The organism is Acidiphilium sp. PA, assembly GCF_026191915.1.
In the GTDB taxonomy this organism is placed as follows: domain Bacteria; phylum Pseudomonadota; class Alphaproteobacteria; order Acetobacterales; family Acetobacteraceae; genus Acidiphilium.
In genome coordinates this window covers 182,628-207,785 of the sequence record NZ_JAIMBY010000004.1, presented here as the reverse complement: position 1 = coordinate 207,785, position 25,158 = coordinate 182,628, and the positions used below count along the sequence as shown (strand labels likewise).

Sequence of the window (25,158 nt, the reverse complement as noted above, 5' to 3'; positions counted from 1 at the left end):
AATAATTGCGGATTGGCGCCTCTGGCGCGCCGCGTCTGCGCGCGTCGGAAGCTTTTTGGCGGACGTGTCATCGGACAGTCATTACAAATCACTTGACCGTGGAACTTTATCCCACGATAAGTTAATCACGATCACAATTCGTGGATGGGCGTTCCAATGAATCATTCTCTCGCGGCTGCCAGTCTTATGCGTGACGCAATGTCCATCTCGGCACCGTTCGAAGGGCGAGACTCCAGCACCGGCGTCGCCGGTGTCGTCCGTAATGCGCCCGTCCGGGTACCGCATCGCAAAATCAAGATCCTGCTTTATTCGCATGACACCTTTGGATTAGGGCATCTGCGGCGCAACCTAGCGATCGCCGATCGCTTACTGGCGCACGGAGGTCGGTTTTCTGTGCGCCTGCTCACCGGTTCGCCAGTGATCAGTGATTGGAGTTTGCCGCGCGGCCTGCAGGTGCAGGCGTTGCCTCCCGTCGTGAAAACCGGAGTGGAGCACTATCGCTCGCGCGATCCGAGATCGAGCTTCGCGATGACCAAAGGCTATCGCGAAGCGCTGATTCTCAAGGCGGTCTGGCGCCACCGGCCAGATGTGTTCTTGGTCGATCACGCGCCGGCCGGCATGAACGGCGAATTGCTCGCGGCGCTCGCGCTGATCCGGCGCGAATTACCGGCGACCCGCACGATCCTGGGGTTGCGCGACATTCTGGATGCGCCGGACACCGTCAAGGCGCTATGGCAGGAGCAGGAAATCCCTGAATTGCTGGACCAAGCGTATGATGAAATTTTTGTCTATGGGAGCAAAGCGCTGTTCGATGTGGCGGCCGGCTACGGTTTGCGTGGGCGGATTGCCGAGCACGTGCAGTACTGCGGGCATGTTGTCGCCGCGCCGGACGCCCCGTGCCGCCTCGCCGGTGCGGGTCCGCAGGCGATCTGCTGGACAGCGGCGAAAGCGGCAGGGCGGCCGGTTGCGCTGGTAACGGCCGGCGGCGGCGGCGACGGGTTTTTTCTGATGAACGCTTATATCGGGGCGCTGAACCGCATGCCGGCCGGTGCGCTGCATTCCGCCATCGTCACTGGCCCGCTGATGCCGCAAGCGCAGAAGGCGGCGCTGGTGCTGGCTGCTGGCGGGCGCGCCGACATCGAACTGGTCGACCACACGACCGATCTGATACCGAGCCTGCGTGCCGCCGATCTCGTTGTTGCGATGGCGGGGTACAACACCAGTGCGGAAATCATCGCCACCCGCAAGCGGGCGATACTGGTGCCGCGCGCCGCACCGCGCGCCGAGCAACTGATGAGGGCATCACTTCTGGCCGGGCTTGGCGTGGTGCAGACGATCGTTCCCGGCCCGGATCTGGCCGATGATCTGGCGCATTTGCTACCGCGGGTTCTGGCGGCGCCGCCGCCGCAGGCGGCGTCCTGGGCGGCGCTCGACCTCAATGGCGCGGAACGGGTTGCAACGCACCTGGGTGCCATGATCCCTGCCTTGATCGGGGATGCGTCATGAACGCCATGCCCCCAGCAGCGATGGCCTCGGGACCGGTCGCGTACATCATGAAGCGCTATCCGCGTCTTACGGAAACCTTCATTCTAAATGAAATTCGTGCGATGGAACGACTGGGGGCAGATCTGCGAATCTTCTCGCTCCTGCCGCCGGAGCCGCCGCCGCATCACGCCATGGTGGCCGAGGTGCGTGCGCCGGTACGTGCGGTGCCGATGGCTGGCGCGTGGGTCGACCTGGTTCGCGCGCATGCCGCCGCAATCAGGGCCGCACCACTGCGCTATGCGGGGGCGTTCGGCCGTGCCGCCTGGTGGTCGGTGCAGTCGCCGACACCGCTTTCGGTCTGGAAGCAGTTCACCCGCGCCGGCTTTGTCGCGACCGCCTGCCGGCGCGGCGGTATCCGGCATATCCATGCCCATTTCGCCAACGCTCCCGCGGCGGTCGCGCGGTTCGCCAGCCTGATGTCCGGGATTCCGTTCAGTTTCACCGCGCATGCCAAGGACCTTTACCTGACGCCGAAGCAGGTGATCTCCCGGCGGGCGCGGGCGGCCAGCTTCGTTGCGACGTGCACCGACTATAACGCGCAATATCTGCGCAATCTACTGGGCGAAGCTGAGTCTCATAAGATCAACCTAGTCTATCACGGCATCGATCTAACTCATTTTTCCGCGCGTACGGCGATCGGGGCGGCGCCGATCCCGCTCATTCTCTCGGTGGGACGGCTGGTTCCGAAGAAGGGTCACGATGATTTGATCGAAGCCTGCGCATTATTGCGTGACGCCGGGGTGGCGTTCCGCTGCATGATCGTGGGCGCCGGGCCACTGCACGCGGAACTCACCGCACTGATCGAGCGGCACGATCTAACCGGAACGGTGACGCTCGAGGGGGCGATGACCCATGCCGCCCTGATCGATCTGTACCGCAGCGCCACGCTGTTCGCCCTGGCACCGCGGATTGCCGATGACGGTGATCGCGACGGGATTCCGAACGTGATCGCCGAAGCGATGGCGATCGGGGTGCCAGTGGTGTCGACCGATGTATCGGGCATCCCCGAAGTGGTGCGCGATGGCGAGACCGGTCGGCTGGTGCCGCCGCGCGATGCCCGGGCCCTGGCCGATGCCATGGGCCGGCTGCTGGCCGATCCTGATCAGGCGCAGGCGCTGGCGGCTGCGGCGCGCGCCCTGCTCGAACGGGATTTCGATTTGTGGACCACGACGACGCGGCTGCACGGGCTGATGGGCTGTGCCGATTGCGCGCCGCCCGACGCAGGGCTGGTCTGTACCGCGCCGGCGGTGGCGGCGGCGGGATGAAAATTCTGTATTTCAATCCTGACCGCGGCGTGCCGGTGCTGGGTGACAAGGGCGCTTCTGTCCATGTGCGGTCGTTCGTGACCGCTGCCGCACGGCTCGGCCATGAGGTGGTGCTGGCCTGCGCGACCGCCGGCTCGGGCAATCCGTCTCCACCGGCGCGGCTCATCGAACTCCCGGTACGCACTGATGACGCGCGGCTGCGGGCCGAAGCGATGGTGCGCGGGCTGCCCGGCACGGCGATCGATGACCCGGTGGTCCGGCGCGAACTGGCGCGCCTCGCGCATGACCGGGGCGTGCGGCTCGCCTTGATCGCGCAATTGCGGCGGATCGGGTTTCAGCCAGACCTGGTTTACGAGCGCCACGCCTTGTTCAGCCGGGCCGGCGTGCGGATTGCGACCCATTTCGGGGTGCCGCGGCTGCTTGAGGTCAATGCACCGCTGATCGAGGAGCAGGCCCGGTTTCGTGATCTGCGGCTGATCGATGTGGCGCGGCGGGCGCAGGCGGCATCGTATCGCCGGGCAAATGTGGTCATCGCGGTGTCCGAGGCGGTGGCGCAGCATGTGACCGGTGTACGCGGCAATGCCGCCCATGTGTATGTTCTGCCCAACGGCGCCGATCTGTCGCGGTATCGGGCGGGCGGCGATGGTGCGGCGTTGCGGGCGCGGCTCGGGATCGGCGCGGCCCCGGTGATCGGCTTCATCGGCAGTTTCAAACCCTGGCACGGGGTGGATTTTCTGTTCGACGTGTTTGCCACACTCGCGCGCAGCCGCCCGGATGCACGGCTGATTGCGGTCGGGGACGGGCCGGATCTTGCCGCGCTGCGTGCACGCGCCGAGCAACTCGATTGCGCCGGGCGCATCATTCTGCCGGGCCGGGTGCCGCACGATGATATTGCCGACTGGCTGGCGGTGATGGATGTGACGGTGGCACCCTATCACGACCAGCAGGATTTTTATTTCTCGCCGCTCAAAATCGTCGAATCGCTGGCGGCCGGACGCCCGGTGGTCGCACCCGGCATCGGCCAGATCGCGAGCCTGATCGCACCCGAGGTGACTGGCATCCTGTATCCGCCGGGCGATGCCGCGGCCTGCGAAGCAGCGTTGCGGATGCTGATCGATCAGCCGGCGCGCCGCCTCCGGATGGGTGAAGCCGCGCGCCGTGCGGCCGCCGTGTGGGACTGGACCGCCGTGGTCGCCCGCGCGCTCGCCCTGGCCCCGCTCAGGCAGCGGGAGTTGGTGCAATGACCGCGCCCGCCCGACCCAGCCGGCGCTGGTTGCTGGCGTACCTGAGGCCGGAATGGCGCGCGCTGGGCGCCGGCTCGGCGGTCATGGCGGCGCGGGCCTGCGTATTGCTGGCATTGCCGTGGCCGCTGAAATTCATCATCGACAACGTCATTTTCCAACGCAAATTGGCTCCGTTGCTGCACGGCGTGCTGCCCGACCCGGTCGCGCACCGGGTGGAACTACTCAACCTGCTCGGGCTTACCATGCTCGGGCTCGGCGCGCTCGATGCACTGCTGGTATTTGTCGGCAACCGATTGTTTCTCGATGTCGGACAGCGGGTCGTGTTTCGGGTCCGCTCCGATCTATTTGCGCATCTGCAACGTCTTTCGCTCGATTTTCACCGTCGTCAGCGCGGCGGCGAATTGATCGCGCGCCTGTCGGGCGATGTTCGCCAGTTGCAGGATTTCATCGCCGCGGTCGGCATCGATCTGCTACCGCACGGCCTGACGATCATCGGCATGGCCACCGTCATGCTGCTGATCGACTGGCGGTATGCGCTGCTCGCGCTTTCGGTCGCGCCGATCCTGTTCCTGATGGCACGGTTCTACGCCGACCGGCTGCGCCAGCGGTTGCGCCAGGTACGCCGCCAGGAGAGTACCCTGTCGGGTTTGACGCAGGAAATTCTCGGCGGCGTCCAGGTGGTCCAGGCATTCGCGCGGGAAACCCACGAGGATGCCCGCTTCGGCGAGCAGGCCGGCAAGAGTCTCACGGCCAGCCTGCAGGCCAACACGGTGCAGGCGCAATTCGGCCCGGCGATGAACTTCATCATCGCGGTCGCGACCGGCGCAATCGCCTGGTACGGCGCGATTTCGGTGATCCAGGGCACACTGACGCCGGGTGAGCTGTTGATTTTCCTGGCGTATCTGCGCGGCATCGCGACACCCGCGCGGCAGTTCGCCAAGACCGGGCGGATCTTCGGCCGTGCGTCGGTGGCGTTGGAGCGCATCGGCGAATATCGCGCCGAGCAGCCGAGCATCGTCGATGCCCCGAACGCCCAGGCTCCGGAATCCTGCGCCGGGCGGGTAGAATTCCGCGCGGTCGGGTTTGGATACGGTGAAGCGCTTGACGTGCTCCACGATATTTCATTCACCCTGGAACCGGGCCGCACGGTGGCACTGGTCGGTGCGACCGGTTCCGGGAAAAGCACCATCGCGAGCCTGATCCCGCGGTTCTACGATGCGGGAAGCGGCAGCATCCTGCTGGATGGCAGCGATATCCGAACCCTGCCGCTCAACTGGCTGCGCCGCCAGATTGGGCTGGTGTTGCAGGAGCCGCTGCTGTTTCAGGCGCGGATTTGGGAAAACATCGCCTATGGCATGGCCGGTGCCGGCCGCAGCGAGGCGATCACGGCGGCGCGCGACGTGGGGGTTGACGATATTATCGAGCGCCTGCCCGGCGGGTTCGATGCCATGGTGAACGAGCGCGGGCTAAACCTGTCCGGCGGCCAGCGCCAATGCGTTGCCATCGCGCGGGCCATGCTATGCGGCGCGCCGGTGGTCATTCTCGATGAGCCGAGCAGCAGCCTCGATGCGGCGACCGAGCAACGGCTGATGAGGGCGCTCGAACGGCTGGCATCGCAGCGCGCGGCGCTGGTGATCGCGCATCGTCTTGCCACGGTGATGAATGCCGATCTGATCCTGGTGCTCGATCAGGGACGGATCGTCGAACGCGGCAGCCATGCCGATCTGCTGGCCGCCGCTGGCACGTACGCCACCCTCTGGCATGCCCTGCGTGAGATCCCCGAACCACCGAAACTGCGATTGGTATCCCCATGACCGTGCCTGCTCGGCCTGATTTCGTCGTCACACTGTCGGGTGTGGCGCTGGCGCTGTGCGCCATGGTGAGTTCGGCCTATGCCGATCCCTGGATTCCCGCTGCCGGCAATGGCGTCGTCAAACCGATGGTCCGGCTGTTCGATTCCAGCAGCGCGTATTCCGCCAGCGGTTTCACCACCGGCACCATCCCGGCATCGACCCAGCAGGAGACGCAGTTTCGCGTCACCGGCTCGGCCGGGATCGGGGATGGATTTTCGATCGAGTACGATCTGCGCGCAGGCCGCCTGCGGAGCGCACGCATCAAGCACCACCGGTCGATCGCCCAGTCCGGATCGGGGCTGGAGGACCAGACGATCGGGCTGAACTACGGCCTGACGCAGACACGGGATTTCGCGGATTCGGTAACCATGAACGTGGTCTTGCCAACCGGTTCGACCAGCGCCGCACCAGCGCTCGGCACCGGTCATTTCGCGCTGGAGCCGGATGTGCAGGCGGGTGTGATCGATGGCCGTTTCAGCGCCACCATCGCCGCAGGGGCGCGGATTTTCCCCGACAGCGGTGTGACGCAGCTCCGCAGCACCGTGTACGCGGGCCTGCGCGTCTGGCCCCGGCTGTCGGTGTTCGCGACCGGCTTCGTGAGCCGCACCATCCAGCAACCGAAAGCGCTGCGGCTGACCGACCAGGCCGAGGTCTACAACATCGTTCGCGTCGGTGCCGGGATGACGTACCGGTTGAGCACGATGCTGCGGCCGTTTTTCGAATATGAATCCACCATCGCGGGCCAGGGCATCCATGCGGGACGCCGTATCGTGGTGGGCGTGGCGATCCGGTATTGATCATGACCGATATCGCCCCGCCGATCCTGCTCGCGCGGCACGGCGAGACCGCCTGGACGCGGGCGGGGCGTTATCAGGGGCAGAGCGATCCGGCCTTGTCGCCTGCGGGTGTCGCGGAGTCCGAGCGCCTCGCGGCGACCCTGGGTGGTGGCGCGATTGCCGCGATCATGTGCAGCCCGCTGCTGCGCGCGCGCCAGACCGCCGGTGTGATCGCCGGAGTGATCGGGCTGCCGGCGCCGCAGATCGATCCGGACCTGATCGAAATTGCCTATGGCGATTGGGAAGGGCTGACCCAGGCGGAAGTCAAATGCCGCTGGCCCGCATTGCTGCGCGCCTGGAAGCACGCGCCTGAGACGGTGATGTTTCCGGGCGGCGAAACGCTCGGCGCGTTGCGCATGCGGGTGCGCCGCTGTCTTGGCACGTACAGCATGCCGGCCTCATCGGGTGCGGTTCTGTTGGTGACGCACAGCGCCTGGATCAGGATTGCCGTGATCGAGGCGCAGGGCCTGCCGCTCGCGAGGTTCCGGCAGGTTCCGGTCGCGACTGGTTCGGTGCAGCCGCTCTTTTTCCATACCAGCCGAACTCTTACGGGAACGAACTGAGACAGTATCATACGCATCACGATAATCGGCGGTGGCTATGTCTACATGGGATCGGCTGCCTGCTATGCCGCGACTGGAACCGATGTGGTTATCGTCGAGACCGATCGCCACCAATTCGAAGCGTTGAATGACGGCCCGATGCCAATCCACGAGCCGAGCGTCGATGACCTGGTCGCGACCCATCAGGTCGCCGGTCGCCTTTGATTCGCCACAACCATCGAAGGAGCGATTGATGACGTCGATGCGGTGTTTCTGGCGGTCGGCGCGCCATCCCGGTGCGGCAGTGTCCTGCGCTTGCGGATGAGTTTCGACAAGGGTCTGATCCGGAATTGCGGAGCGTCATATCCGTTAGTAGTTTTTAACACCTTGGGTTCGGCGATCCGCGGTGATTTGAGGCGGTGAAACGATCGAGGAGTATCAGCGGCTTGTCAGGACTGACAACGGGGATGCTCTGATTGACGGTGTTATCGATGGACCCGTCTTGATTGAGCGCTGGCGGTGGTGGGGTACAATTGGCAGTATCAGAGGATAACTACCCTGCGGTCTTTACAAAACGGTCAGAAAGCTTTTTCCTTCTTTTTTACAAAAAAGTACTTGCTTTGCCTTAATTATTAAGAGCGTCGGAGGTCGATCGATTACTGTCCGAGAACTTCGAGGGCGGCGGCGGCGGCGGCTTCGTTGGGGGGTAGGCCGTTGGGGGGGGTGAGGCGGGCGAGGGCTTGGATGAAGCCGGTGCGTTGGGTGGTGGCGATGGCGGGGTTGGTCAGGATTTCCTTGATGGTGGCGGCGAGTTCGGTGGGGGCGCAGTCGGATTGGAGGCGTTCGGGGACGAGGGCTTGGTTGGCAAGCAGGTTGATCATGGCGACGTGGGGTACTGTGATGAGCCGGCGGGCGAGCGCGGCGCTGAGCGGGTTGACGCGGTAGGTGACGGCCATGGGTACGCCGGCGAGCGCGAGTTCGAGTGTCGAGGTGCCGGATTTGGTCAGCGCGGCGGCGGCGGCGGCGAAGGCGTCGTAGCGGGTGGTGGGGCCGGTCACGATGATCGGGCGGGTCGGCCAGCTTGCGGCTTGGGCCGCGAGTTCGGTCGCGATGGCAGGGGCGGCGGCGAGAACGGGGACGAGGGCGGGGTGGTGAGGCGCGAGCCGGCCGATGGTTTCGCGGAAGACGGGCATCAGGCGGGCGGTTTCGGTGCGGCGGCTGCCGGGCATCAGGATGAGGGGTTGGGCGCCGCCATCGAGGCCGAATTGGGCACGAAAGCGGATGGCGTTGCCTTGATCGGCGCCGGATTGCAGGACGGGGTGGCCGACGAAGACGGGGTTGAGGCCGTGGGGGGCGAAGAAATCGGGTTCGAACGGCAGCAGGCAGAGCAGGCGGTCCCATAGGCCCGGAAAGTGGCGAACGCGACCGGGCCGCCAGGCCCAGACCTGGGGGGCGACGTAGTGGACGCGTTTGAGGCCGAGCGGGGCGATGGCGCGGAGGACGCGAAGGGTGAAGCCGGGGCTGTCGATGGTGATGACCAGGGCGGGCCGGCGGGTGGTGATGTCCGTGATGGCCTGGTGCAGGCGGTTGCGGAGTTTGATGACGCGGGGGAGGATTTCGGCGATTCCCATGACGGCGAGATCCTGCATCGGGAACAGGGTGGTGAGGCCTTGTTCGGCCATGCGGGCGCCGCCGATGCCGGCGTAGGTGAGGTCGGGGCGGCGGCGGTGGAGGGCTTCAATCAGGCGGGCGCCGAGAACATCGCCGCTGGCTTCGCCGGCGATCAGGTAGACCAGCGTCACGCGAGCGCGACCACGCTGGCGGGGGCAGGGTTGTCGGGCCAGTCCGTGTGGTTGCGGACGGCGGGATCGGCGCGGGTGGCGGCGAGGGCGGCGGGGTCAAGGTTGACGTACAGCAGGTCGGGCGCGTCGAGCGGGCCGCGGGCGATCAGGCCATCGTCGGGGAAGCCGCGATCGACCGGGCCGAAGGCGCAGGCGTAGCCGCGGTTTTCATCGAGTGTGGCGGACCAGGGGGCGATGCCGGTGGTGGGGGCGAGCGCGGTGAAGCACTGGTTTTCGAGCGCGCGGGCGCGGGCCGAGAGGCGGACGCGGTTGAATCCGTGCAGCGTATCGGTGCAGGTGGGGATCAGGATGATATCGGCGCCGGCGAGGGTTTGAGCGCGGATCAGCAGGGGAAATTCGGAATCGTAGCAGATGGCGATGCCGATACGGCCGAAATCGGTTTCGAACACGCGGGGTGGGCCGCCCGGGGTGATCCCCCAGCGTTCGGCTTCGAAGCGGGTCATGACGCGTTTGTCCTGAAAGGCGATGCGGCCGGCACCGTCGATCAGGGGGGCGCGGTTACGGATGCGGCCGTCCGATCCGCGCATCGGGACGGTGCCGGGGAGAAGCATGATGCCGTGGGTGCGGGCGAGGGTGCGACACGCGGCAATCAGGGCATCGGCCTGCTCCACCACGGCGGCGAGTTCGGCGGTAACATCGGGTGACGCGACGAAGGCGCCGGCGAGGGCCATGCTGGCGTATTCGGGCAGGACCAGGGCGTCGGCGTTACCAGCTTTTGCTGCGCGCAGGAGGGTTTCGATCCGGGCGGCGAAATCGTCGAGACTGGTGGGGCGGAGGATCGCGAAAGGCGAGAGGGCGATGTGCATGATGCGGGGCGTTATAGCTGTTTCAGCCAGGCTTGGAGACGATTTTCCACTTCGGCCTCGGTGCCGATTTCGCGCCAGCGCATGGTGCAGATCAGGCCAGCGCGAAGGGTGAAACCGCGATGGCGCCAGAATTCGTCGAGTGGGGTCGCGCCGGTCGGGCGGCGGGGGTCGGCCGCGCCACGGATGACGGCGCAGAAGGCGGCGTGGGTGACGCCCTCGATGGTGCGAGCGTGGGCTTCCCGCGCGGTGAAGAAGGCAACTCCGGCACCCTGGCCGCGGTAGGGTTCGAGCAGGACGGATTCGCCGAAATAGCAGATGGTGGCGGGCTCGAAGCCGGCAGCGCGGAAGGGCGCTTGCAGGGATTCGGCCTCGTCCGTCAGGGGCAGGCAGGTGGAGGCACCGACGATGATTTGATCATCGCGCGCGACGATGATGGCGGCGTGCCGGCTCGCCGCATAAGTCGCGACGTAATCGCGTTCGTAGGCGGCATCGCCCTCGTAGAGATAGGGCCAGGCACGGAACACCTTCATGCGCAGCTCGGCGAGCGCGGCAAGGTGCTGCAGAATAGCCGCACCCTGCAAGGTCTCGATGGTCAGCGCCACCTGGCAGCTCAGCTGCCTTGTTTGGCCGGAGCGGCCATGGCGGTCGCCGCCGTGGCCTGGGCCTGGTCCATGAAGCGTTTCAGGGCGGATTTTTTCTCCGACAGCGACATGCCGGATTGGGTGGCCACGACGGGGCAATAGGCAGTGAGAAGATATTGCGACATCTGGTCCTTGGTTATGCCGGGGTTGGCTTTTTTGACGGCGGCCATCAGCTCGGCGGTACGGTTTGTCAATGTAGCGGGCGTGGCACCGGCCATGATCTGCATTTCACCGGCGCCGGGGCCGATCAGGCGGTCGCTCAGGAGGGGGCAGCCGAGTTTACGGGCGGCGGCGGAGGCGATTGGTGGCAGATCGAGATAGTCGGCGTCGGCCAAGGCTATTTTATGCGGCGGGGCGGATCTGCGGAAGGCGAATACGCTGGCGGCGGTGGCATCCGGCACGCCACGGTTACCCCAGGCGGTGCGGACATAGTTGGTGACCGCGGCGATCTGGTGATCGGATAAGATCGAGCCGAAGGCAGGCATGACGGGGCCGTTGGCGTGCCAGGGGATCATGCCGCCGAGCACAATGCCGATGGTGTTGTCGGCCGGTCCGCCGGTGACGGCCTGGTTGCCGGCGAGGTTGGGGAACACCTGGGCAATGCCCTTGCCATCGGCCTGGTGGCAGGCGGCGCAATTTTGGATGTAGAGCGCGTGGCCTTCGGCAAGCTCAGCGGCGGGGACGGTCATCGGTTTGACGGGGTTGCTGCGCGGCTTGGTGGCGGTTTGCAGATAGGCCGCGAGGTCGTTGATGTCGGAAACGGGGATCTGGCTCAGGCTGTAGTCGACCACCGATTTCATCGGGCCGAACGCCGAGCCGTTCACCATGTTGCCGCCTTCGTGCAGATAGGAGACCAGATCGGCCCGGTTCCAGGCACCCACGCCGTATTGTTTGGAGGATGAGATGTTGGGGGCATACCAGGGTTCGCCGAGTATCTGGGAACCGGCCAGCGTGTCGCCCGATTTGATTGCGAACAGCAGGTTACGCGGCGAGTGGCATTCGGTGCAGTGGCCGAGCGCTTCGGCGATATAGGCGCCGTTTCGGACTGCGGGGCTCCAGGATTTCTGGTAATGGACCGGGTGTGCGCCGAAGAACAGGATACGCCAGCCGAGCAGGACGGCGCGGATGTTGAAGGGGAAGTTCAGCGCATTCGGCACATGCGGGGCATCGACCGCGGGAATCGCATCGAGATAGGCTTTGATCGCCAGCACGTCCGGCCTCGAGAGCTTCGAATAGGAGGTGTACGGCATCGCCGGGTAGATGTATTTCGGGAACACCAGGAGCGAGTGGCCTGGCGCGATGCCGTAGTGGAGGGCGTTCCAGAATTGCTTGTTGGTCCAGTTGCCGATGCCGTTGGTTTTGTCGGGCGTGATGTTGGGTGAGTACATCGTGCCGAACGGCGTGACGAAGGAGAGGCCGCCGGCGAAGGGCTTTGCGCCGGGGGCTTCGTGGCAGGGCATGCAATCGGCCGCAGTGGTGAGGTATTCGCCGCGCTTGACGATGGCGACCTGCTGCGGGCTCATGCCGGTGGTGTTGGGTTTCGGCATGGCGGCAAAGGCGCCGGGCGGGCTGACTTCGGAGGTGGGCAGATAGGCTTGGCCGATATCGCCCAACGCCATGCCCGCCCCTAGCGCGAGGGCAGCAACGGCGAATACGCCGGTGGCTATCCACACCGGCAATCTTGACCCGGACCGTGACGATGAGGGCATGGCAATCCTGCTTCATATAAAATCGGGCGGTGCGATTGCACCTTTGACGTGTCCTAATTCGCCATAAACCCGGAATGATCAAGTGGTGGTCAGGCAGGGTCTTCACAGATGATGACGGTGTTGCTAGAAGGCGCGGGTCCGGCGCTGCGATGGCCTCGGCGGGCAGGGATGGGCGCATAGCTCAGTTGGTAGAGCAGCTGACTCTTAATCAGCGGGCCCAAGGTTCGAATCCTTGTGCGCCCACCATTCCTGCTCCTTGCCGTCGATTACCCTGATAGCCGCACATCACCATCACCCCACCCAATGTCCGACGAACGGTTCGTACGTCCACAATGCGACGAACGGCGCGAGCGGACGCCAGTTCGCACGGTTTTTTAAATATACGGTCGCCGTCGCTGCACCCTTGCGATCCTGAGCGCCTTCGGCTAATCCACCCCCATCAGCGCACCCGTAGCTCAACTGGATAGAGCACCAGACTACGAATCTGGGGGTTAGGAGTTCGAGTCTCTTCGGGTGCGCCATTTTCCTCATCGCGAAGGACCTGCGCCATGACCGATCCGGCGCCGATCGACCCGAAACTACTCGAAGTTCTGGTCTGCCCGCTGACCAAGGGGCCGCTCGTCTATGATCGCGCCAATAGCGAATTGATCAGTGAACGGGCTGGACTCGCGTTTCCGATCCGCGACGGCATTCCGATCATGCTGATCGATGAAGCCCGCAAGCTCGACGCGTGACGGCGCCGCAACCCACCGAAATCAGGTTGAAACGCGCCGAACGCGTGCTGGAAATCAGCTTTTCCGACGGCACAAATTTCGTCCTGCCAGCGGAATACCTGCGGATCGAAAGCCCCAGCGCCGAAGTTCAAGGCCATAGCCCCGAACAGCGCCAACTGGTCGCCGGTAAACGCGCCGTCGGCATCATAAACCTCGAACCCAACGGACATTATGCCGTACGTATAAGTTTCGACGACGGTCATGGCACAGGCATCTATTCCTGGGACTATCTGCATCGGCTAGGCCGTGAATACAGCCAGCGCTGGGCCGCGTACCTGAAAGCCTTAGATGCGGCAAACCTCCACAGGTAAAGCAATGCGTCGCGAGGCTACACCGGACTCAACACCGTTGTAGGCGTTGCGCTGACCGCGTAAGGATAGAGATGCCCAATCTGCTGGGCTGAGACGATGGTCTGTAGGCCTCTCACCGTCGAGCGACTTGATCCTAATGATGGAACGGTGAAGATGTGGGGATGAGCAACAGGGCAAGCATATGTCGGTGCAGGAGGGTGATTACGTGCACCGGGGTGATCCGCTGGTCGATGGTCCGCGGGTGCCGCATGATATTCTGCGGGTGCTCGGGGTTGAGGCGCTGTCGGATTATCTGGTCAACGAAATCCAGGATGTCTATCGACTGCAGGGTGTGAAGATCAACGACAAGCATATCGAAGTCGTGGTGCGTCAGATGCTGCAGAAGATCGAGATCACCGAGCCGGGGGATACCACGTATCTGATCGGCGAGCTGGTCGACCGGATCGAGTTCGAGACCGAGAACGAGCGGCGGGTGAAGCTGGACGAACGGCCGGCGAGCGGGTTGCCGGTGTTGCAGGGCATTACCAAGGCGAGCCTGCAGACGCTCAGCTTCATCTCGGCGGCCTCGTTCCAGGAGACCACGCGGGTGCTGACCGAAGCGGCGACCGCGGGCAAGACCGATCAACTGCTCGGCTTGAAGGAGAACGTGATCGTCGGGCGGTTGATCCCGGCGGGTACCGGCAGCGTGATGAGCCGGTTGCGCGCGATTGCCGCGGGGCGGGACAAGACGACGCTGGCGCAGACACGCACGGCGCTGCCGTCACGCCGCGAGGTTGCCGCGGAGTAACGGCCTGGTTCGGTGGAGTAAAGAAGCCGGCATCCTTCGGGGTGCCGGTTTTTTGGGTTCAGGGAGGAAGGAAGACTTCTTTTTTGTAAAAAAGAAGCAAAAAACTTTTGGGAGTCTCAGACTGGTGCGGCTGCTGCGCTATCGTCCGCGGCCCGGCTCCAGGGTTTGCGGTAGGTAATGAATCGGTCGAACGTATCGGCGAAACCGCTCGATCGATGGAGTTTCATGGAGGGGGCGTTGATCAGATCGACCATGGCGTTCCATTGCAGTCCCGGGACGTCGTGATCGGCGAGACAGCGTTCAATCAGCGCTGTGCCGACGCGCTTGCCCCTATGAGATTTGGTCACACCCACATAGACGATCCATCCTAATCGTGTTTCACGATCAATCTGGGGGATGAGGAGCCCGATGGGCTCGTCGCCCTCGGTTGCGACCAGCCAGATGGTACGATCGGCGCTGGGTTCGGTAGGATCGAGAAATTCCGCCATATCGGCTCGCAAATCGATCAAGGGGTCGTTATCGGCTCGGTCCATCGTATCGGTTTGGCATGCGAGGTATAGATCAAGCAGACCGGTTTCTGTGAAATGACCCCCGCCCGTGATGCTGCGGGCGATTGAAGTCTTTCGCGTCACTGCTGAGCGTCGATGAGCCAGGATAGCGGCTGCCGCAGTGAATTCAAAGCGGTCAGCGACCACAGCACCCCGCCACACTGACGCATCAGGGTGACTCTCGAGAAAGCGAGCCTCACCATATTTGATTTCAATATCGGAAAATAGTTCCAGTGTTCGGTTCAGTATCAAACCGGCGATACTTTTTTTCTGGCACACCGATAACGCATCAGCGAAGACAGGCGGCCAAAGCTGCAACCGACCCCGGGGATCGATTTCGGTTGCAATTCTCGCGTATGTCTCAAATCCCTGATGTGCGACGAGGCGGACCACGTTGTGAGGTGTGTTTGAGGAGATGTTAGCCAGCACGCGGTCCCGTGCTGCTTGAGCTTTTGCGGGCTTCGGGCCGATTTGGAACCATAAGTCTATATTTCGACGGTCGATCACGCTGATTTCGAGCGATGGTGGAAATGCGTGGGTCATCGGCCATACTCTTCCATGCCATCGGTATCGGCGCAACAAAATCATTCTCTTTCCAATGGGGTCTGGGGCCTGAGGCCCCAGCGGGTCCAGGGCAGAGCCCTGGCCTTTTTCCGGGGAATCGACTTGACTCTGGGGTGTGCGGCTCTTAAGGGTGACGCCTCAGCGAGACGCGGGGATTTCCCGGTCGCGCCGTTCATTATTCTCACGCTTGCGGCGCCGTCGCCCTTTGGGGCTGACTTAGGTTGCGGGTCTGGGTTGCCGCAGGTGGAGTGTTCTCTGCCCTGCGGTGTTTGTATGAGCGCGTGACGGGTGAGATACCGCTGCCTTGTTTGGGCGAGACGGATTTAGGCCAGAAGGACGACGAGTGCATGCCGACTATCAATCAGTTGATCGCCAAGGGGCGTGAAGTTCGGGCCAAGCGCAACAAGGTGCCGGCGCTGCAGAACTGCCCGCAGAAGCGTGGTGTTTGCACCCGCGTTTATACCACGACGCCGAAGAAGCCGAACTCGGCCTTGCGTAAGGTTGCCAAGGTGCGCCTGACGAATGGTTATGAGGTTGTGAGCTACATTCCGGGCGAGGGGCATAATCTGCAGGAGCACTCGGTGGTGCTGATCCGTGGTGGCCGCGTGAAGGATTTGCCGGGCGTGCGTTATCATATTCTGCGTGGCGTGCTCGACACGCAGGGCATTGCCAAGCGCCGTCAGCGTCGTTCGCTGTATGGCGCAAAGCGGCCGAAGTAAGGAGAGAGTTCGTGAGCAGACGTCATTCCGCGACCAAACGCGAAGTTTTGCCCGATCCGAAATTCGGTGATGTGGTGATCAGCCGTTTCATGAATGTGCTGATGTATGATGGCAAGAAATCGGCGGCCGAGACGATTGTCTATGGTGCGCTGGACAGTTTGAAGAAGCGGGGCGGCAACAATGCCGATCCGGTTCGGATGTTTCATGAGGCGCTTGATAATGTGAAGCCGGCGATCGAGGTGCGGTCGCGCCGGGTTGGTGGTGCGACGTATCAGGTTCCGGTCGAAGTGCGGACCGAGCGGCGCCAGGCTTTGGCGATCCGCTGGATCATCGAGAGTGCGCGCAAGCGGGGCGAGCACACGATGGAGGACCGGTTGTCGAACGAGCTGCTGGACGCGGTGAACAACCGTGGTGCGGCAGTGAAGAAGCGTGAAGACACGCATCGCATGGCCGAAGCCAACAAGGCGTTCAGCCATTATCGCTGGTAGACGGAAACTCATCTGACGCCGGTTTTGATTGCGGCGCTGACCCAAATACGAGACGGAGATACCCATGGCCAAGGCTAAATTCGAGCGGAACAAGCCGCACTGCAACATTGGCACGATCGGCCACGTCGATCATGGCAAGACGTCGCTGACGGCGGCCATCACCAAGGTGCTGGCAAAGTCGGGCGGCGCGACGTTCCGCGCCTATGACAGCATCGATGCGGCGCCGGAAGAGCGTGCGCGTGGCATTACGATCGCGACCGCGCATGTCGAGTACGAGACCGCGAACCGGCATTATGCCCATGTCGATTGCCCCGGCCATGCCGACTATGTGAAGAACATGATCACCGGCGCGGCGCAGATGGATGGCGCCATTCTGGTGGTTTCGGCCGCCGATGGCCCGATGCCGCAGACGCGCGAGCATATTCTGCTCGCCCGTCAGGTTGGCGTGCCGGCGCTCGTCGTGTTCCTGAACAAGATGGACATGGCCGATCCCGACCTTGTTGAGCTGGTCGAGATGGAAGTGCGCGATCTGCTGAACAAGTATGAATATCCCGGCGATGACATTCCCATCATCAAGGGTTCGGCGCTGTGCGCGCTGGAAGACAAGCAGCAGGAGATCGGCGAGCAGGCCGTGATCGAGCTGATGGCGGCGGTTGACTCCTATATTCCGCAGCCGGAGCGCCCGATCGACAAGCCGTTCCTGATGCCGGTGGAAGACGTGTTCTCGATCTCGGGTCGTGGCACCGTGGTGACCGGCCGCGTCGAGCGCGGCATTGTCAAGGTTGGTGACGAAGTCGAGATCGTGGGTCTGAAGGCGACTGTGAAGACGATCGTCACCGGCGTGGAGATGTTCCGCAAGCTGCTCGATCAGGGCCAGGCGGGCGATAACATTGGTGCGCTGCTGCGCGGCACGAAGCGTGAAGATGTCGAGCGTGGCCAGGTTCTGGCGGCTCCCGGCTCGATCACCCCGCACACCAATTTCTCGGGTTCGGTCTATATTCTGAACAAGGAAGAGGGTGGCCGTCATACGCCGTTCTTTACCAACTACCGTCCGCAGTTCTACTTCCGCACCACCGATGTGACCGGTGTGGTGACGTTGCCGGATGGCGTCGAGATGGTGATGCCGGGTGACAACGTGACGGTTGCGGTTGAGCTGATCGCGCCGATCGCGATGGATGAAGGTCTGCGCTTTGCGATCCGTGAAGGTGGCCGGACCGTTGGTTCGGGCGTCGTCGCCAAGGTCACGAAGTAGGCTCCGGTTTGATACAGCCCCGCCTTCCGGTTCATGCCGGTGGGCGGGGTGGTTTTTTGGCTTTTCTGCCCCCGCTCTTTGTAACGACTATAGGTTTTGACGATGGACAATCAGAATATCCGTATTCGCCTCAAGGCGTATGATCACCGGGTGCTCGATAACAGCACCAAGGAGATCGTGAACACCGCACGGCGGACGGGCGCGCAGGTTCGGGGGCCGATCCCCCTGCCGACGCATATCGAGCGTTTCACCGTCAACCGGTCGCCGCATGTCGACAAGAAGAGCCGCGAACAATTCGAAATCCGCACTCATCTGCGGCTGCTCGACATTGTCGATCCGACGCCGCAGACGGTTGATGCGCTGATGAAGCTCGACCTTGCGGCCGGCGTCGATGTCGAAATCAAGATCTGATATCTGGAAGTAGTGTGATGCGCACCGGTATTATTGCAAAGAAGCTGGGGATGACCCGGTTGTTCAGGGATGACGGCACCCATGTGCCGGTCACCGTTCTGCACATGGACGATGTGCGGGTGGTGATGGCGAAGACTGTGGACTCCGACGGCTATGCGGCGGTTCAGCTGGGGTTTGGCCATGCCAAGACCAAGAACGTGTCGAAGCCGATGAAGGGTCATTATGCGAACGCGAAGGTCGAACCGGCGATGAAGCTGGTCGAGTTCCGCGTGGCTGATGACGCCGTGTTGGAAACCGGTGCGGTCCTGTCGCCTACGCATTTCGCGGCGGGCCAGAAGGTCGATGTCGCGGGCATCAGTAAGGGCAAGGGGTTTGCCGGTGGCATGAAGCGCTGGAACTTTGCCGGTCTTGAAGCCTCGCACGGCGTTTCGATCAGCCATCGTTCGCTGGGCTCGACCGGTAACCGTCAGGATCCAGGCAAGACCTTCAAGAACAAGAAGATGGCGGGTCATCTGGGTGACAAGCGGATCACCACGATGAATCTCGAGATTGCGGCGGTCGATGAGGCGCGCGGCCTGATCATGATCAAGGGCGGCATTCCCGGTGCGAAGAACGGCTATGTATTCGTGCGCGACGCGGTGAAGAAAGCCCGTCCGGCCGATGCGGCCTATCCTGCCGCGTTGAAAGGCTGAGACGATGGAATACGATATCTATACGCTGCAGGCCGAGACCGCGGGCAAGATCGAACTGCCTGAAGAGTATTTCGGCATGGCGCCGCGCCCGGATATTCTGGCGCGTGTCGTGCATTGGCAGCTGGCCAAGCGCCGCGCCGGCACGCACAAGACCAAGGGCATGGGCGAGGTGCAGGGCACCACGAAGAAGCCGTTCCGCCAAAAGGGCACCGGCAATGCGCGCCAGGGTTCGTTGCGCGCGCCGCAGTTCCGCACCGGTGGTGTGGTGCATGGTCCGGTCGTGCGGGATCATGGCTATTCGCTGAACAAGAAGGTGCGCCGGCTCGGGTTGATTTTCGCGCTGTCGCAGAAGGCGCTCGAGGGCAAGCTGGTCGTGTTGGATACGGTTGCGGGGGTCGCCAAGACTTCGGAACTGAGCAGCAAGATCAAGAAGCTTGGCTGGGGCCGGACTTTGATCGTTGATTTTGTGGTTGACGATGGGTTTGCGCGGGCGAGCCGCAATCTGATCGGGATCGATGTGCTGCCGGTGGTGGGGGCGAATGTATATGACATTCTCCACCACGATATTCTGGCGATCACGACAGCTGGTCTCGAGGGTTTGAAGCTGCGCCTGGCGGGGAAGGTTCCGCACAGCGAAGCCTCGCATGAGGAGATCGCGGCATGAGCAGCAGTGTGAGCAAGACGCCGGCGGCGAAAAAGCCGGTGCTGTCCCGCGAGGCGATGTTCGATGTGATCCGCGGGCCGCTGATCACCGAGAAGGCGACGGCGCTGTCGGAACGGAACCAGGTTGGGTTCAAGGTTGCGATCGATGCGACCAAGCCGATGATCAAGGCTTCGGTCGAGGGGTTGTTCGGCGTGAAGGTGACCGGTGTGAACACGCTGATCCAGAAGGGCAAGGCGAAGCGCTTCAAGGGGCGGCCGGGTAAGCGGTCCGATCTGAAAAAAGCATTCGTGACGCTGGCCGAGGGCCAGTCGATCGATTTCACGACGCGTCTGACGTAAGGCGAAACCGATGGCATTGAAACATTTCAAACCGGTCACGGCGAGCCTGCGCGGCACCGTCCTGATCGATCGCTCGGAACTTTGGAAAGGCAAGCCGGTCAAGGGTTTGACCGAGGGCAAGCACTCCACCGGCGGGCGCAACAATCATGGCCGTACCACCAGCTATTTCCGGGGCGGCGGACATAAGCGGACGTATCGTCTGGTCGATTTCAAGCGCCGCAAATTCGACGTGGCGGCGACGGTCGAGCGGCTGGAATATGACCCGAACCGTTCGGCCTTCCTGGCGCTGGTGAAATATGCCGATGGCGAGCTTTCGTACATTTTGGCACCGCAGCGGCTTAAAGTCGGCGATCAGGTGATCTCGGGTCTGAAGGTCGATATCAAGCCGGGCAATGCGATGCCGCTGGCTGCCATTCCGGTCGGCACGATCATTTGCAATATCGAGCTGAAGGCGGGTGCCGGCGGCAAGATGGCGCGTTCGGCGGGGACGTTTGCCCAGCTGGTCGGCAAGGATCAGGGTTATGCCCAGGTCAAGCTGATGTCGGGCGAGCTGCGGTTGATCCGCGGCGAGTGCATGGCGACGATCGGTGCGGTGTCGAACCCGGACCATTCGAACCAGGAACTCGGCAAGGCGGGGCGCAATCGCTGGCTGGGCCGGCGGCCGCATAATCGTGGCGTGTCGATGAACCCGGTCGATCACCCGTTGGGTGGTGGTGAAGGCCGGACCTCGGGCGGGCGTCATCCGGTGACGCCGTGGGGCAAGCCGACCAAGGGCTACAAGACACGTTCGAACAAGCGGACGGATGATCTGATCATCCGGCGCCGTAAGGTCGGGAAGGGCTGATCGATGACACGTTCCGTATGGAAAGGCCCGTTCGTTGACGGGTATATGCTGGCCAAGGCCGAGACCTCGCGCGCTTCGGGCCGCAATGAGATCATCAAGATCTGGTCGCGCCGGTCGACCATTCTGCCGCAGTTCGTCGGTCTGACGTTCGGCGTGTATAATGGCCGGAAGTTTCTGCCGGTTCAGGTCAACGAGAACATGGTCGGCCACAAGTTCGGCGAATTCTCGCCGACCCGCAGTTTCACCGGCCATTCGGCCGACAAGAAGGCGAAACGAGGCTGATATGAGCAAGCCCAATCATCCCCGCATGCTGGCGGAAACCGAAGCCGAGGCGGTGCTGCGCAACATTCGCGTCAGCCCCCGCAAGCTCAATATCGTTGCGACCTCGATCCGCAACCTGCCGGCCGGCCGCGCGATTGCCGAACTGACGTTCAGCAAGAAGCGGATCGCCCAGGACGTGAAGAAGCTGTTGCAGTCGGCCGTGGCGAATGCCGAGAACAATCATCAGCTCGATGTGGATCGTCTGGTCGTTACCACGGCGGAAGTCGGCCGCGGCATTGTGATGCGCCGGTTTCAGGCGCGGGGTCGCGGCAAGGCGGCGCGGGTCGAGAAATGGTTCAGCCATTTGCGCATCGTGGTCTCCGAGCGGGATATCGTTACCAAGGCTGAAAGGCGCGCGAACAGCGCGCGGGGCGTGAGCGCGGCGGGTCGTAATCGGCCGGTCGGCGCAGAAGGTCCGGTCATTGAAGGGGCGCAGGCGTAATGGGTCACAAGGTCAATCCGATCGGGCTGCGGCTCGGCATCAACCGCACCTGGGACAGCCGGTGGTTTGCGGGCACCGATTATGCCAAGCTGCTGCATGACGATTTGAAGCTGCGCGAGCATCTGATGACGCGGCTGGCGGGCGCGGGTATTTCCAAGGTGTTGATCGAGCGCCCGGCGAAGAAGCCGCGCGTGACGATCTATGCGGCGCGCCCTGGCGTGGTGATCGGGAAGAAGGGCCAGGATATCGACGTTCTGAAAAAGGAATTGTCGGTGATGGCGAAGGCCGAGGTGTCGCTGAACATCGTCGAGATCCGTAAGCCGGAAATCGATGCCGTGCTGGTCGCGCAGAACATCGCCCAGCAGCTTGAGCGCCGCGTGGCGTTCCGCCGGGCGATGAAGCGGGCGGTGCAGTCTGCGATGCGGCTGGGTGCGCAGGGGATCAGGATCAACTGCGGTGGCCGCCTCGGCGGTGCCGAGATCGCGCGGATGGAATGGTATCGTGAAGGCCGGGTGCCGTTGCACACGTTGCGCGCCGATATCGATTTCGGGACCGCGACGGCCAAGACGACTTATGGCACCTGCGGCGTGAAGGTGTGGATCTTCAAGGGCGAGATCATGGGGCATGATCCGCTTGCGCAGGACCGCCGGGCCGCCGAACAAGCGCCGCAGCGTTAAGCGAGGATTGAGACTATGCTGTCACCAAAGCGAACCAAGTTCCGCAAGGCGCACAAGGGCCGTATCCACGGCCTGGCCAAGGGGAATACTCAGTTGAACTTCGGCACGTTCGGGCTGAAGGCGATGGAGCCGGAGCGGATCACCGCGCGGCAGATCGAGTCGGCGCGTCGGGCGATCACGCGCCAGATGAAGCGTGCGGGGCGCGTGTGGATCCGGATTTTTCCGGATCTGCCGGTTTCGACCAAGCCCGCCGAAGTGCGCATGGGGTCGGGCAAGGGTAGCCCGGAGTTCTGGGTGGCGCGGGTGCATCCCGGCCGGATCATGTTCGAGATCGACGGTGTGGCCGAGGGGATCGCGCGTGAGGCGTTGACGCTGGGTGCGGCGAAACTGCCGATCAAGACCAAGATCGTTACCCGCATCGGGGAGGCGTGAGATGACCAAGGCCGCTGATATCCGGGTGAAGACGCCGGATGAGACGAATGAATTCCTGCTCGATCTGAAGCGTGAGCAGCTCAATCTGCGGTTCCAGCGGGCCACCGGCCAGCAGGAGAACACCAGCCAGATGCGCAAGACGCGCCGTGACGTGGCACGGGTGAAGACGATTATGGCTGAGCGCCTTCGCGCTTCGGCCAAGGTTTGAGGGGTTACGAGTTATGCCGAAGCGCGTCCTGACCGGGCGGGTCGTGAGTGACAAGATGGACAAGACCGTGACGGTGCTTGTCGAGCGTCGCATCATGCATCCGCTGTACAAGAAATTCATCCGCCGCTCGAAGAAATACGCGGCGCATGACGAGGCGAACGTCTGCGCCACCGGTGATCTGGTGCGTATTGAGGAATGCCCGCCGATCAGCAAGCGCAAGGCGTGGTTGGTGACGGCCCGAAACGGCGAGTCGCTGAGCCCGGCCTCGGCCGAAACACAGGTGGCCTGATATGATCATCGTTGAATCCAATCTGGACGTTGCCGACAATTCCGGCGCGCGCCGGGTGCAGTGCATCAAGGTGCTGGGCGGGTCCAAGCGCCGGATCGCCTCGGTCGGCGATGTCATTGTGGTGTCGATCAAGGACGCGATCCCGCGCGGCAAGGTCAAGAAGGGCGATGTGCATCAGGCCGTGGTGGTGCGGACCGCCTATCCGGTGCGCCGGGCCGATGGCAGCGTGATCCGGTTCGACCGCAATGCTGCCGTGCTGATCAACAAGCAGATGGAGCCGATCGGCACGCGTATTTTCGGGCCGGTCACGCGTGAGCTGCGCGCGCGCAAGTTCATGAAGATCATTTCTCTGGCACCGGAGGTGCTGTAATATGGCTGCACGTATCCGCAAGGGCGACCAGGTGGTCGTGATTTCCGGCGCCAGCAAGGGCCGCCAGGGTGAAGTGCTGCGCGTGCTGCCGACCGTGAACAAGGCCGTGGTTCAGGGCGTGGCGGTGGCGAAGAAGCATACCAAGGCGCGTGGCATGGGCGAGCCGGGCGGCATTATCAGCAAGGAAATGCCGATCCATTTGTCGAATATCGCATTGATCGATCCCGAGACGAAGAAGGCCACGCGCGTCGGCTTTCGGACGCTCGAGGACGGTCGCAAGGTCCGGGTCGCGCGCAAGAGCGATTCCGTGATCGACGGTTGAGGGTAGTATCATGAGCGAGGCCAGTGCCAAGACGAGGCTGCACCAGCATTACCACGATGTGGTGCGCGAGGCGTTGCAGAAGGAATTCGGCTACACGAATGTGATGCAGGTTCCGAAATTGGAAAAGATCGTCATCAACATGGGTGTCGGCGAGGCGGCGGCCGATCAGAAGAAGCTCGACCAGGCGGTGGCCGAGCTGACGCTGATTGCCGGGCAGAAGCCGGTCAAGACTGTGGCGAAAAAGGCGATCGCCGGGTTCAAGATCCGCAAGGGTCTGCCGATCGGGTGCAAGGTGACGCTGCGCCGGGCGCGGATGTATGAATTTCTGGACCGGCTGGTCACGATCGCGCTGCCGCGCGTGCGCGATTTCCGCGGGGTTTCGGGCAAGGGTTTCGATGGCCGGGGCAATTTTGCCATGGGCATGAAGGAACAGATCGTGTTTCCGGAGATCGAATACGACAAGGTCGATACGGTGCGCGGCATGGATATTGTGTTTGTCACCACGGCGAAGAACGACGCCGAGGCGAAGGCACTGCTCAAGGGGTTCAGCATTCCCTTCGTTTGAGCCGATCGCCCGGGCTCGTGCCCGGGTGGGATGGTCTGGCGACGGTGAGTTGGGCGCATACACAGTTTTTAGGGAAAACCGTCGGCGGGTGCTGACAGGTTCCGGAGGATAGAAGACGATGGCGAAGACCTCTCAGGTCAATCGGAATAAGCGGCGGGAAAAGATGGCGGCGCGCGACAAGGGCAAGCGAGCGGTGCTGAAGGCGATCGTGATGGATCGCACCCTGCCGGTCGAGGACCGTTTCGATGCGACGATGAAACTGGCGCAGCTACCGCGCAATGGCGCGGCGGTGCGGGTGCGCCTGCGTTGCGAGCTGACCGGCCGTTCGCGCGGCAACTATCGTAAATTCAAGCTTTGCCGCATCGCGTTGCGCGACTTGGCCAGTGCCGGGCAGATCCCCGGCATGGTCAAGGCCAGCTGGTAAGGAGGGCAAGCCATGTCGATGTCTGATCCGTTGGGTGACATGCTCACCCGTATCCGCAATGCGCAGCGCGCGCGTCATACCATGTGTGTCGCCCCGGCCTCGCATCTGCGGGCCAATGTGCTCGAGGTGTTGAAGCGCGAGGGGTTTATTCGCGGGTTCTCGAAAGAGGATCTGCGGCCCGGTGTGGCGCAGCTGCGCATCGAGCTGAAGTATAACGAGGGTGAACCGGTGATCAAGGAGATCACCCGGATCTCGCGCCCGGGGCGCCGGGTGTATTCGAAGATCAAGGAATTGCCGCGGGTTTATGCCGGGTTGGGGATCTCCATCCTGTCGACGCCACGCGGCGTGATGAGCGATGTCGAGGCGCGCACTGCCAATGTTGGTGGTGAAGTGCTCTGCCGCGTGTTCTGAGGA

The 25,158-nt window shown here is 63.2% G+C and carries 33 protein-coding genes, 2 tRNA genes and 1 pseudogene; 31 read left to right on the top strand and 5 right to left on the bottom strand.

What is annotated here, in order from left to right:
- Positions 1-198 precede the first annotated feature (198 nt).
- From AruPA_RS08440 to AruPA_RS08410, 7 genes are read left to right on the top strand one after another with little or no spacing between them, the layout of a single operon-like run.
- The gene (locus AruPA_RS08440) at positions 199-1,506 is read left to right on the top strand and encodes a glycosyltransferase family protein (RefSeq protein WP_265636214.1); all 1,308 of its coding nucleotides are present in this window, start codon (positions 199-201) and stop codon (positions 1,504-1,506) included.
- Entirely contained in the window at positions 1,503-2,810 is a 1,308-nt protein-coding gene (locus AruPA_RS08435; RefSeq protein ID WP_265636213.1) for a glycosyltransferase, read from the top strand. Before AruPA_RS08440 ends, AruPA_RS08435 begins: the two co-directional genes overlap by 4 nt.
- The gene (locus tag AruPA_RS08430) at positions 2,705-4,054 is read left to right on the top strand and encodes a glycosyltransferase family 4 protein (RefSeq protein WP_265636212.1); all 1,350 of its coding nucleotides are present in this window, start codon (positions 2,705-2,707) and stop codon (positions 4,052-4,054) included. Before AruPA_RS08435 ends, AruPA_RS08430 begins: the two co-directional genes overlap by 106 nt.
- Positions 4,051-5,868, top strand: a complete 1,818-nt coding sequence (locus AruPA_RS08425) for an ABC transporter ATP-binding protein (protein WP_265636211.1) — start codon at positions 4,051-4,053, stop codon at positions 5,866-5,868. Before AruPA_RS08430 ends, AruPA_RS08425 begins: the two co-directional genes overlap by 4 nt.
- On the top strand, positions 5,865-6,704 hold the full coding sequence (locus tag AruPA_RS08420) for a hypothetical protein (RefSeq protein ID WP_265636210.1): 840 nt from the start codon (positions 5,865-5,867) through the stop codon (positions 6,702-6,704). The genes AruPA_RS08425 and AruPA_RS08420 overlap by 4 nt, the downstream gene beginning before the upstream one ends.
- Positions 6,705-6,706: 2 nt before the next feature.
- Complete coding sequence (locus AruPA_RS08415; protein ID WP_265636209.1) at positions 6,707-7,306, top strand: histidine phosphatase family protein; 600 nt, start codon at positions 6,707-6,709, stop codon at positions 7,304-7,306.
- Between the two features lie 6 nt (positions 7,307-7,312).
- The gene (locus tag AruPA_RS08410) at positions 7,313-7,510 is read left to right on the top strand and encodes a hypothetical protein (protein WP_322784393.1); all 198 of its coding nucleotides are present in this window, start codon (positions 7,313-7,315) and stop codon (positions 7,508-7,510) included.
- 431 nt (positions 7,511-7,941) lie between these two features.
- On the opposite strand, the gene lpxB is transcribed toward AruPA_RS08410, so the two are convergent.
- From lpxB to AruPA_RS08390, 4 genes are read right to left on the bottom strand one after another with little or no spacing between them, the layout of a single operon-like run.
- Positions 7,942-9,087 carry a lipid-A-disaccharide synthase gene (lpxB, locus tag AruPA_RS08405; RefSeq protein WP_265636208.1) on the bottom strand — a complete coding sequence of 382 codons (1,146 nt, stop codon included), beginning with the start codon at positions 9,085-9,087 and terminating at the stop codon, positions 7,942-7,944.
- Positions 9,084-9,953 carry a carbon-nitrogen hydrolase family protein gene (locus AruPA_RS08400; RefSeq protein WP_265636207.1) on the bottom strand — a complete coding sequence of 290 codons (870 nt, stop codon included), beginning with the start codon at positions 9,951-9,953 and terminating at the stop codon, positions 9,084-9,086. Before AruPA_RS08400 ends, lpxB begins: the two co-directional genes overlap by 4 nt.
- A gap of 11 nt (positions 9,954-9,964) precedes the next feature.
- Complete coding sequence (locus AruPA_RS08395; RefSeq protein WP_265636206.1) at positions 9,965-10,555, bottom strand: GNAT family N-acetyltransferase; 591 nt, start codon at positions 10,553-10,555, stop codon at positions 9,965-9,967.
- 8 nt (positions 10,556-10,563) lie between these two features.
- The gene (locus AruPA_RS08390; protein ID WP_265636205.1) at positions 10,564-12,267 is read right to left on the bottom strand and encodes a cytochrome c; all 1,704 of its coding nucleotides are present in this window, start codon (positions 12,265-12,267) and stop codon (positions 10,564-10,566) included.
- Positions 12,268-12,473: 206 nt separating this feature from the next.
- On the opposite strand from AruPA_RS08390, the gene AruPA_RS08385 reads away from it, so the two are divergent.
- The 5 genes and pseudogenes from AruPA_RS08385 to AruPA_RS08365 form a co-directional block, all read left to right on the top strand.
- Positions 12,474-12,549: transfer RNA gene (locus AruPA_RS08385), tRNA-Lys, on the top strand.
- Between the two features lie 198 nt (positions 12,550-12,747).
- Positions 12,748-12,824 (top strand) — tRNA-Arg (locus AruPA_RS08380).
- A gap of 27 nt (positions 12,825-12,851) precedes the next feature.
- On the top strand, positions 12,852-13,037 hold the full coding sequence (locus tag AruPA_RS08375; RefSeq protein ID WP_029314210.1) for a Trm112 family protein: 186 nt from the start codon (positions 12,852-12,854) through the stop codon (positions 13,035-13,037).
- On the top strand, positions 13,034-13,387 hold the full coding sequence (locus AruPA_RS08370; RefSeq protein WP_265636204.1) for a DUF971 domain-containing protein: 354 nt from the start codon (positions 13,034-13,036) through the stop codon (positions 13,385-13,387). The genes AruPA_RS08375 and AruPA_RS08370 overlap by 4 nt, the downstream gene beginning before the upstream one ends.
- 169 nt (positions 13,388-13,556) lie before the next feature.
- Positions 13,557-14,174: pseudogene (locus AruPA_RS08365) on the top strand (DNA-directed RNA polymerase subunit beta'); the annotation flags it as partial.
- Positions 14,175-14,290: 116 nt separating this feature from the next.
- Here AruPA_RS08365 and AruPA_RS08360 read toward each other — a convergent pair.
- Positions 14,291-15,265 (bottom strand): GNAT family N-acetyltransferase, encoded by a 975-nt coding sequence (locus AruPA_RS08360; protein WP_265636203.1) that lies wholly within the window; start codon positions 15,263-15,265, stop codon positions 14,291-14,293.
- A gap of 368 nt (positions 15,266-15,633) precedes the next feature.
- Here AruPA_RS08360 and rpsL point away from each other — a divergent pair, with 368 nt between their 5' ends.
- From rpsL to rpsH, 19 genes are all read left to right on the top strand, one after another.
- The gene (rpsL, locus tag AruPA_RS08355; RefSeq protein WP_029312048.1) at positions 15,634-16,005 is read left to right on the top strand and encodes a 30S ribosomal protein S12; all 372 of its coding nucleotides are present in this window, start codon (positions 15,634-15,636) and stop codon (positions 16,003-16,005) included.
- Between the two features lie 11 nt (positions 16,006-16,016).
- A complete protein-coding gene (gene rpsG / locus AruPA_RS08350) occupies positions 16,017-16,493 on the top strand; it encodes a 30S ribosomal protein S7 (RefSeq protein WP_029312049.1) in 477 nt (158 codons plus the stop codon).
- A gap of 64 nt (positions 16,494-16,557) precedes the next feature.
- A complete protein-coding gene (gene tuf / locus AruPA_RS08345; protein ID WP_265636202.1) occupies positions 16,558-17,745 on the top strand; it encodes an elongation factor Tu in 1,188 nt (395 codons plus the stop codon).
- 102 nt (positions 17,746-17,847) lie between these two features.
- Positions 17,848-18,156 carry a 30S ribosomal protein S10 gene (gene rpsJ / locus AruPA_RS08340; protein ID WP_029312051.1) on the top strand — a complete coding sequence of 103 codons (309 nt, stop codon included), beginning with the start codon at positions 17,848-17,850 and terminating at the stop codon, positions 18,154-18,156.
- Positions 18,157-18,173: 17 nt separating this feature from the next.
- A complete protein-coding gene (rplC, locus tag AruPA_RS08335; RefSeq protein ID WP_265636201.1) occupies positions 18,174-18,848 on the top strand; it encodes a 50S ribosomal protein L3 in 675 nt (224 codons plus the stop codon).
- Between the two features lie 4 nt (positions 18,849-18,852).
- Complete coding sequence (gene rplD, locus AruPA_RS08330) at positions 18,853-19,512, top strand: 50S ribosomal protein L4 (protein ID WP_265636200.1); 660 nt, start codon at positions 18,853-18,855, stop codon at positions 19,510-19,512.
- Between the two features lie 41 nt (positions 19,513-19,553).
- Positions 19,554-19,850 (top strand): 50S ribosomal protein L23, encoded by a 297-nt coding sequence (locus AruPA_RS08325; RefSeq protein WP_265636276.1) that lies wholly within the window; start codon positions 19,554-19,556, stop codon positions 19,848-19,850.
- A 10-nt stretch (positions 19,851-19,860) separates the two neighbouring features.
- Entirely contained in the window at positions 19,861-20,694 is an 834-nt protein-coding gene (gene rplB / locus AruPA_RS08320) for a 50S ribosomal protein L2 (protein ID WP_265636199.1), read from the top strand.
- A 3-nt stretch (positions 20,695-20,697) separates the two neighbouring features.
- Positions 20,698-20,976, top strand: a complete 279-nt coding sequence (rpsS, locus tag AruPA_RS08315; protein WP_029312056.1) for a 30S ribosomal protein S19 — start codon at positions 20,698-20,700, stop codon at positions 20,974-20,976.
- 1 nt (position 20,977) lies between these two features.
- Positions 20,978-21,457, top strand: a complete 480-nt coding sequence (gene rplV / locus AruPA_RS08310) for a 50S ribosomal protein L22 (RefSeq protein ID WP_265636198.1) — start codon at positions 20,978-20,980, stop codon at positions 21,455-21,457.
- Positions 21,457-22,134: a 30S ribosomal protein S3 gene (gene rpsC, locus AruPA_RS08305; RefSeq protein WP_265636197.1), complete on the top strand. Its 678-nt coding sequence runs from the start codon at positions 21,457-21,459 to the stop codon at positions 22,132-22,134. Before rplV ends, rpsC begins: the two co-directional genes overlap by 1 nt.
- A gap of 15 nt (positions 22,135-22,149) precedes the next feature.
- Positions 22,150-22,566: a 50S ribosomal protein L16 gene (gene rplP / locus AruPA_RS08300; RefSeq protein WP_029312059.1), complete on the top strand. Its 417-nt coding sequence runs from the start codon at positions 22,150-22,152 to the stop codon at positions 22,564-22,566.
- Position 22,567: 1 nt separating this feature from the next.
- Complete coding sequence (gene rpmC, locus AruPA_RS08295) at positions 22,568-22,774, top strand: 50S ribosomal protein L29 (protein ID WP_265636196.1); 207 nt, start codon at positions 22,568-22,570, stop codon at positions 22,772-22,774.
- Between the two features lie 13 nt (positions 22,775-22,787).
- Positions 22,788-23,063: a 30S ribosomal protein S17 gene (gene rpsQ, locus AruPA_RS08290; protein WP_265636195.1), complete on the top strand. Its 276-nt coding sequence runs from the start codon at positions 22,788-22,790 to the stop codon at positions 23,061-23,063.
- 1 nt (position 23,064) lies between these two features.
- A complete protein-coding gene (gene rplN / locus AruPA_RS08285) occupies positions 23,065-23,433 on the top strand; it encodes a 50S ribosomal protein L14 (RefSeq protein WP_029312062.1) in 369 nt (122 codons plus the stop codon).
- 1 nt (position 23,434) lies between these two features.
- Positions 23,435-23,755 carry a 50S ribosomal protein L24 gene (rplX, locus tag AruPA_RS08280; RefSeq protein ID WP_265636194.1) on the top strand — a complete coding sequence of 107 codons (321 nt, stop codon included), beginning with the start codon at positions 23,435-23,437 and terminating at the stop codon, positions 23,753-23,755.
- Between the two features lie 10 nt (positions 23,756-23,765).
- Complete coding sequence (gene rplE / locus AruPA_RS08275; protein WP_265636193.1) at positions 23,766-24,320, top strand: 50S ribosomal protein L5; 555 nt, start codon at positions 23,766-23,768, stop codon at positions 24,318-24,320.
- A gap of 118 nt (positions 24,321-24,438) precedes the next feature.
- A complete protein-coding gene (gene rpsN, locus AruPA_RS08270) occupies positions 24,439-24,744 on the top strand; it encodes a 30S ribosomal protein S14 (protein ID WP_029312065.1) in 306 nt (101 codons plus the stop codon).
- Positions 24,745-24,756: 12 nt separating this feature from the next.
- On the top strand, positions 24,757-25,155 hold the full coding sequence (gene rpsH, locus AruPA_RS08265; protein WP_029312066.1) for a 30S ribosomal protein S8: 399 nt from the start codon (positions 24,757-24,759) through the stop codon (positions 25,153-25,155).
- Positions 25,156-25,158 lie beyond the last annotated feature (3 nt).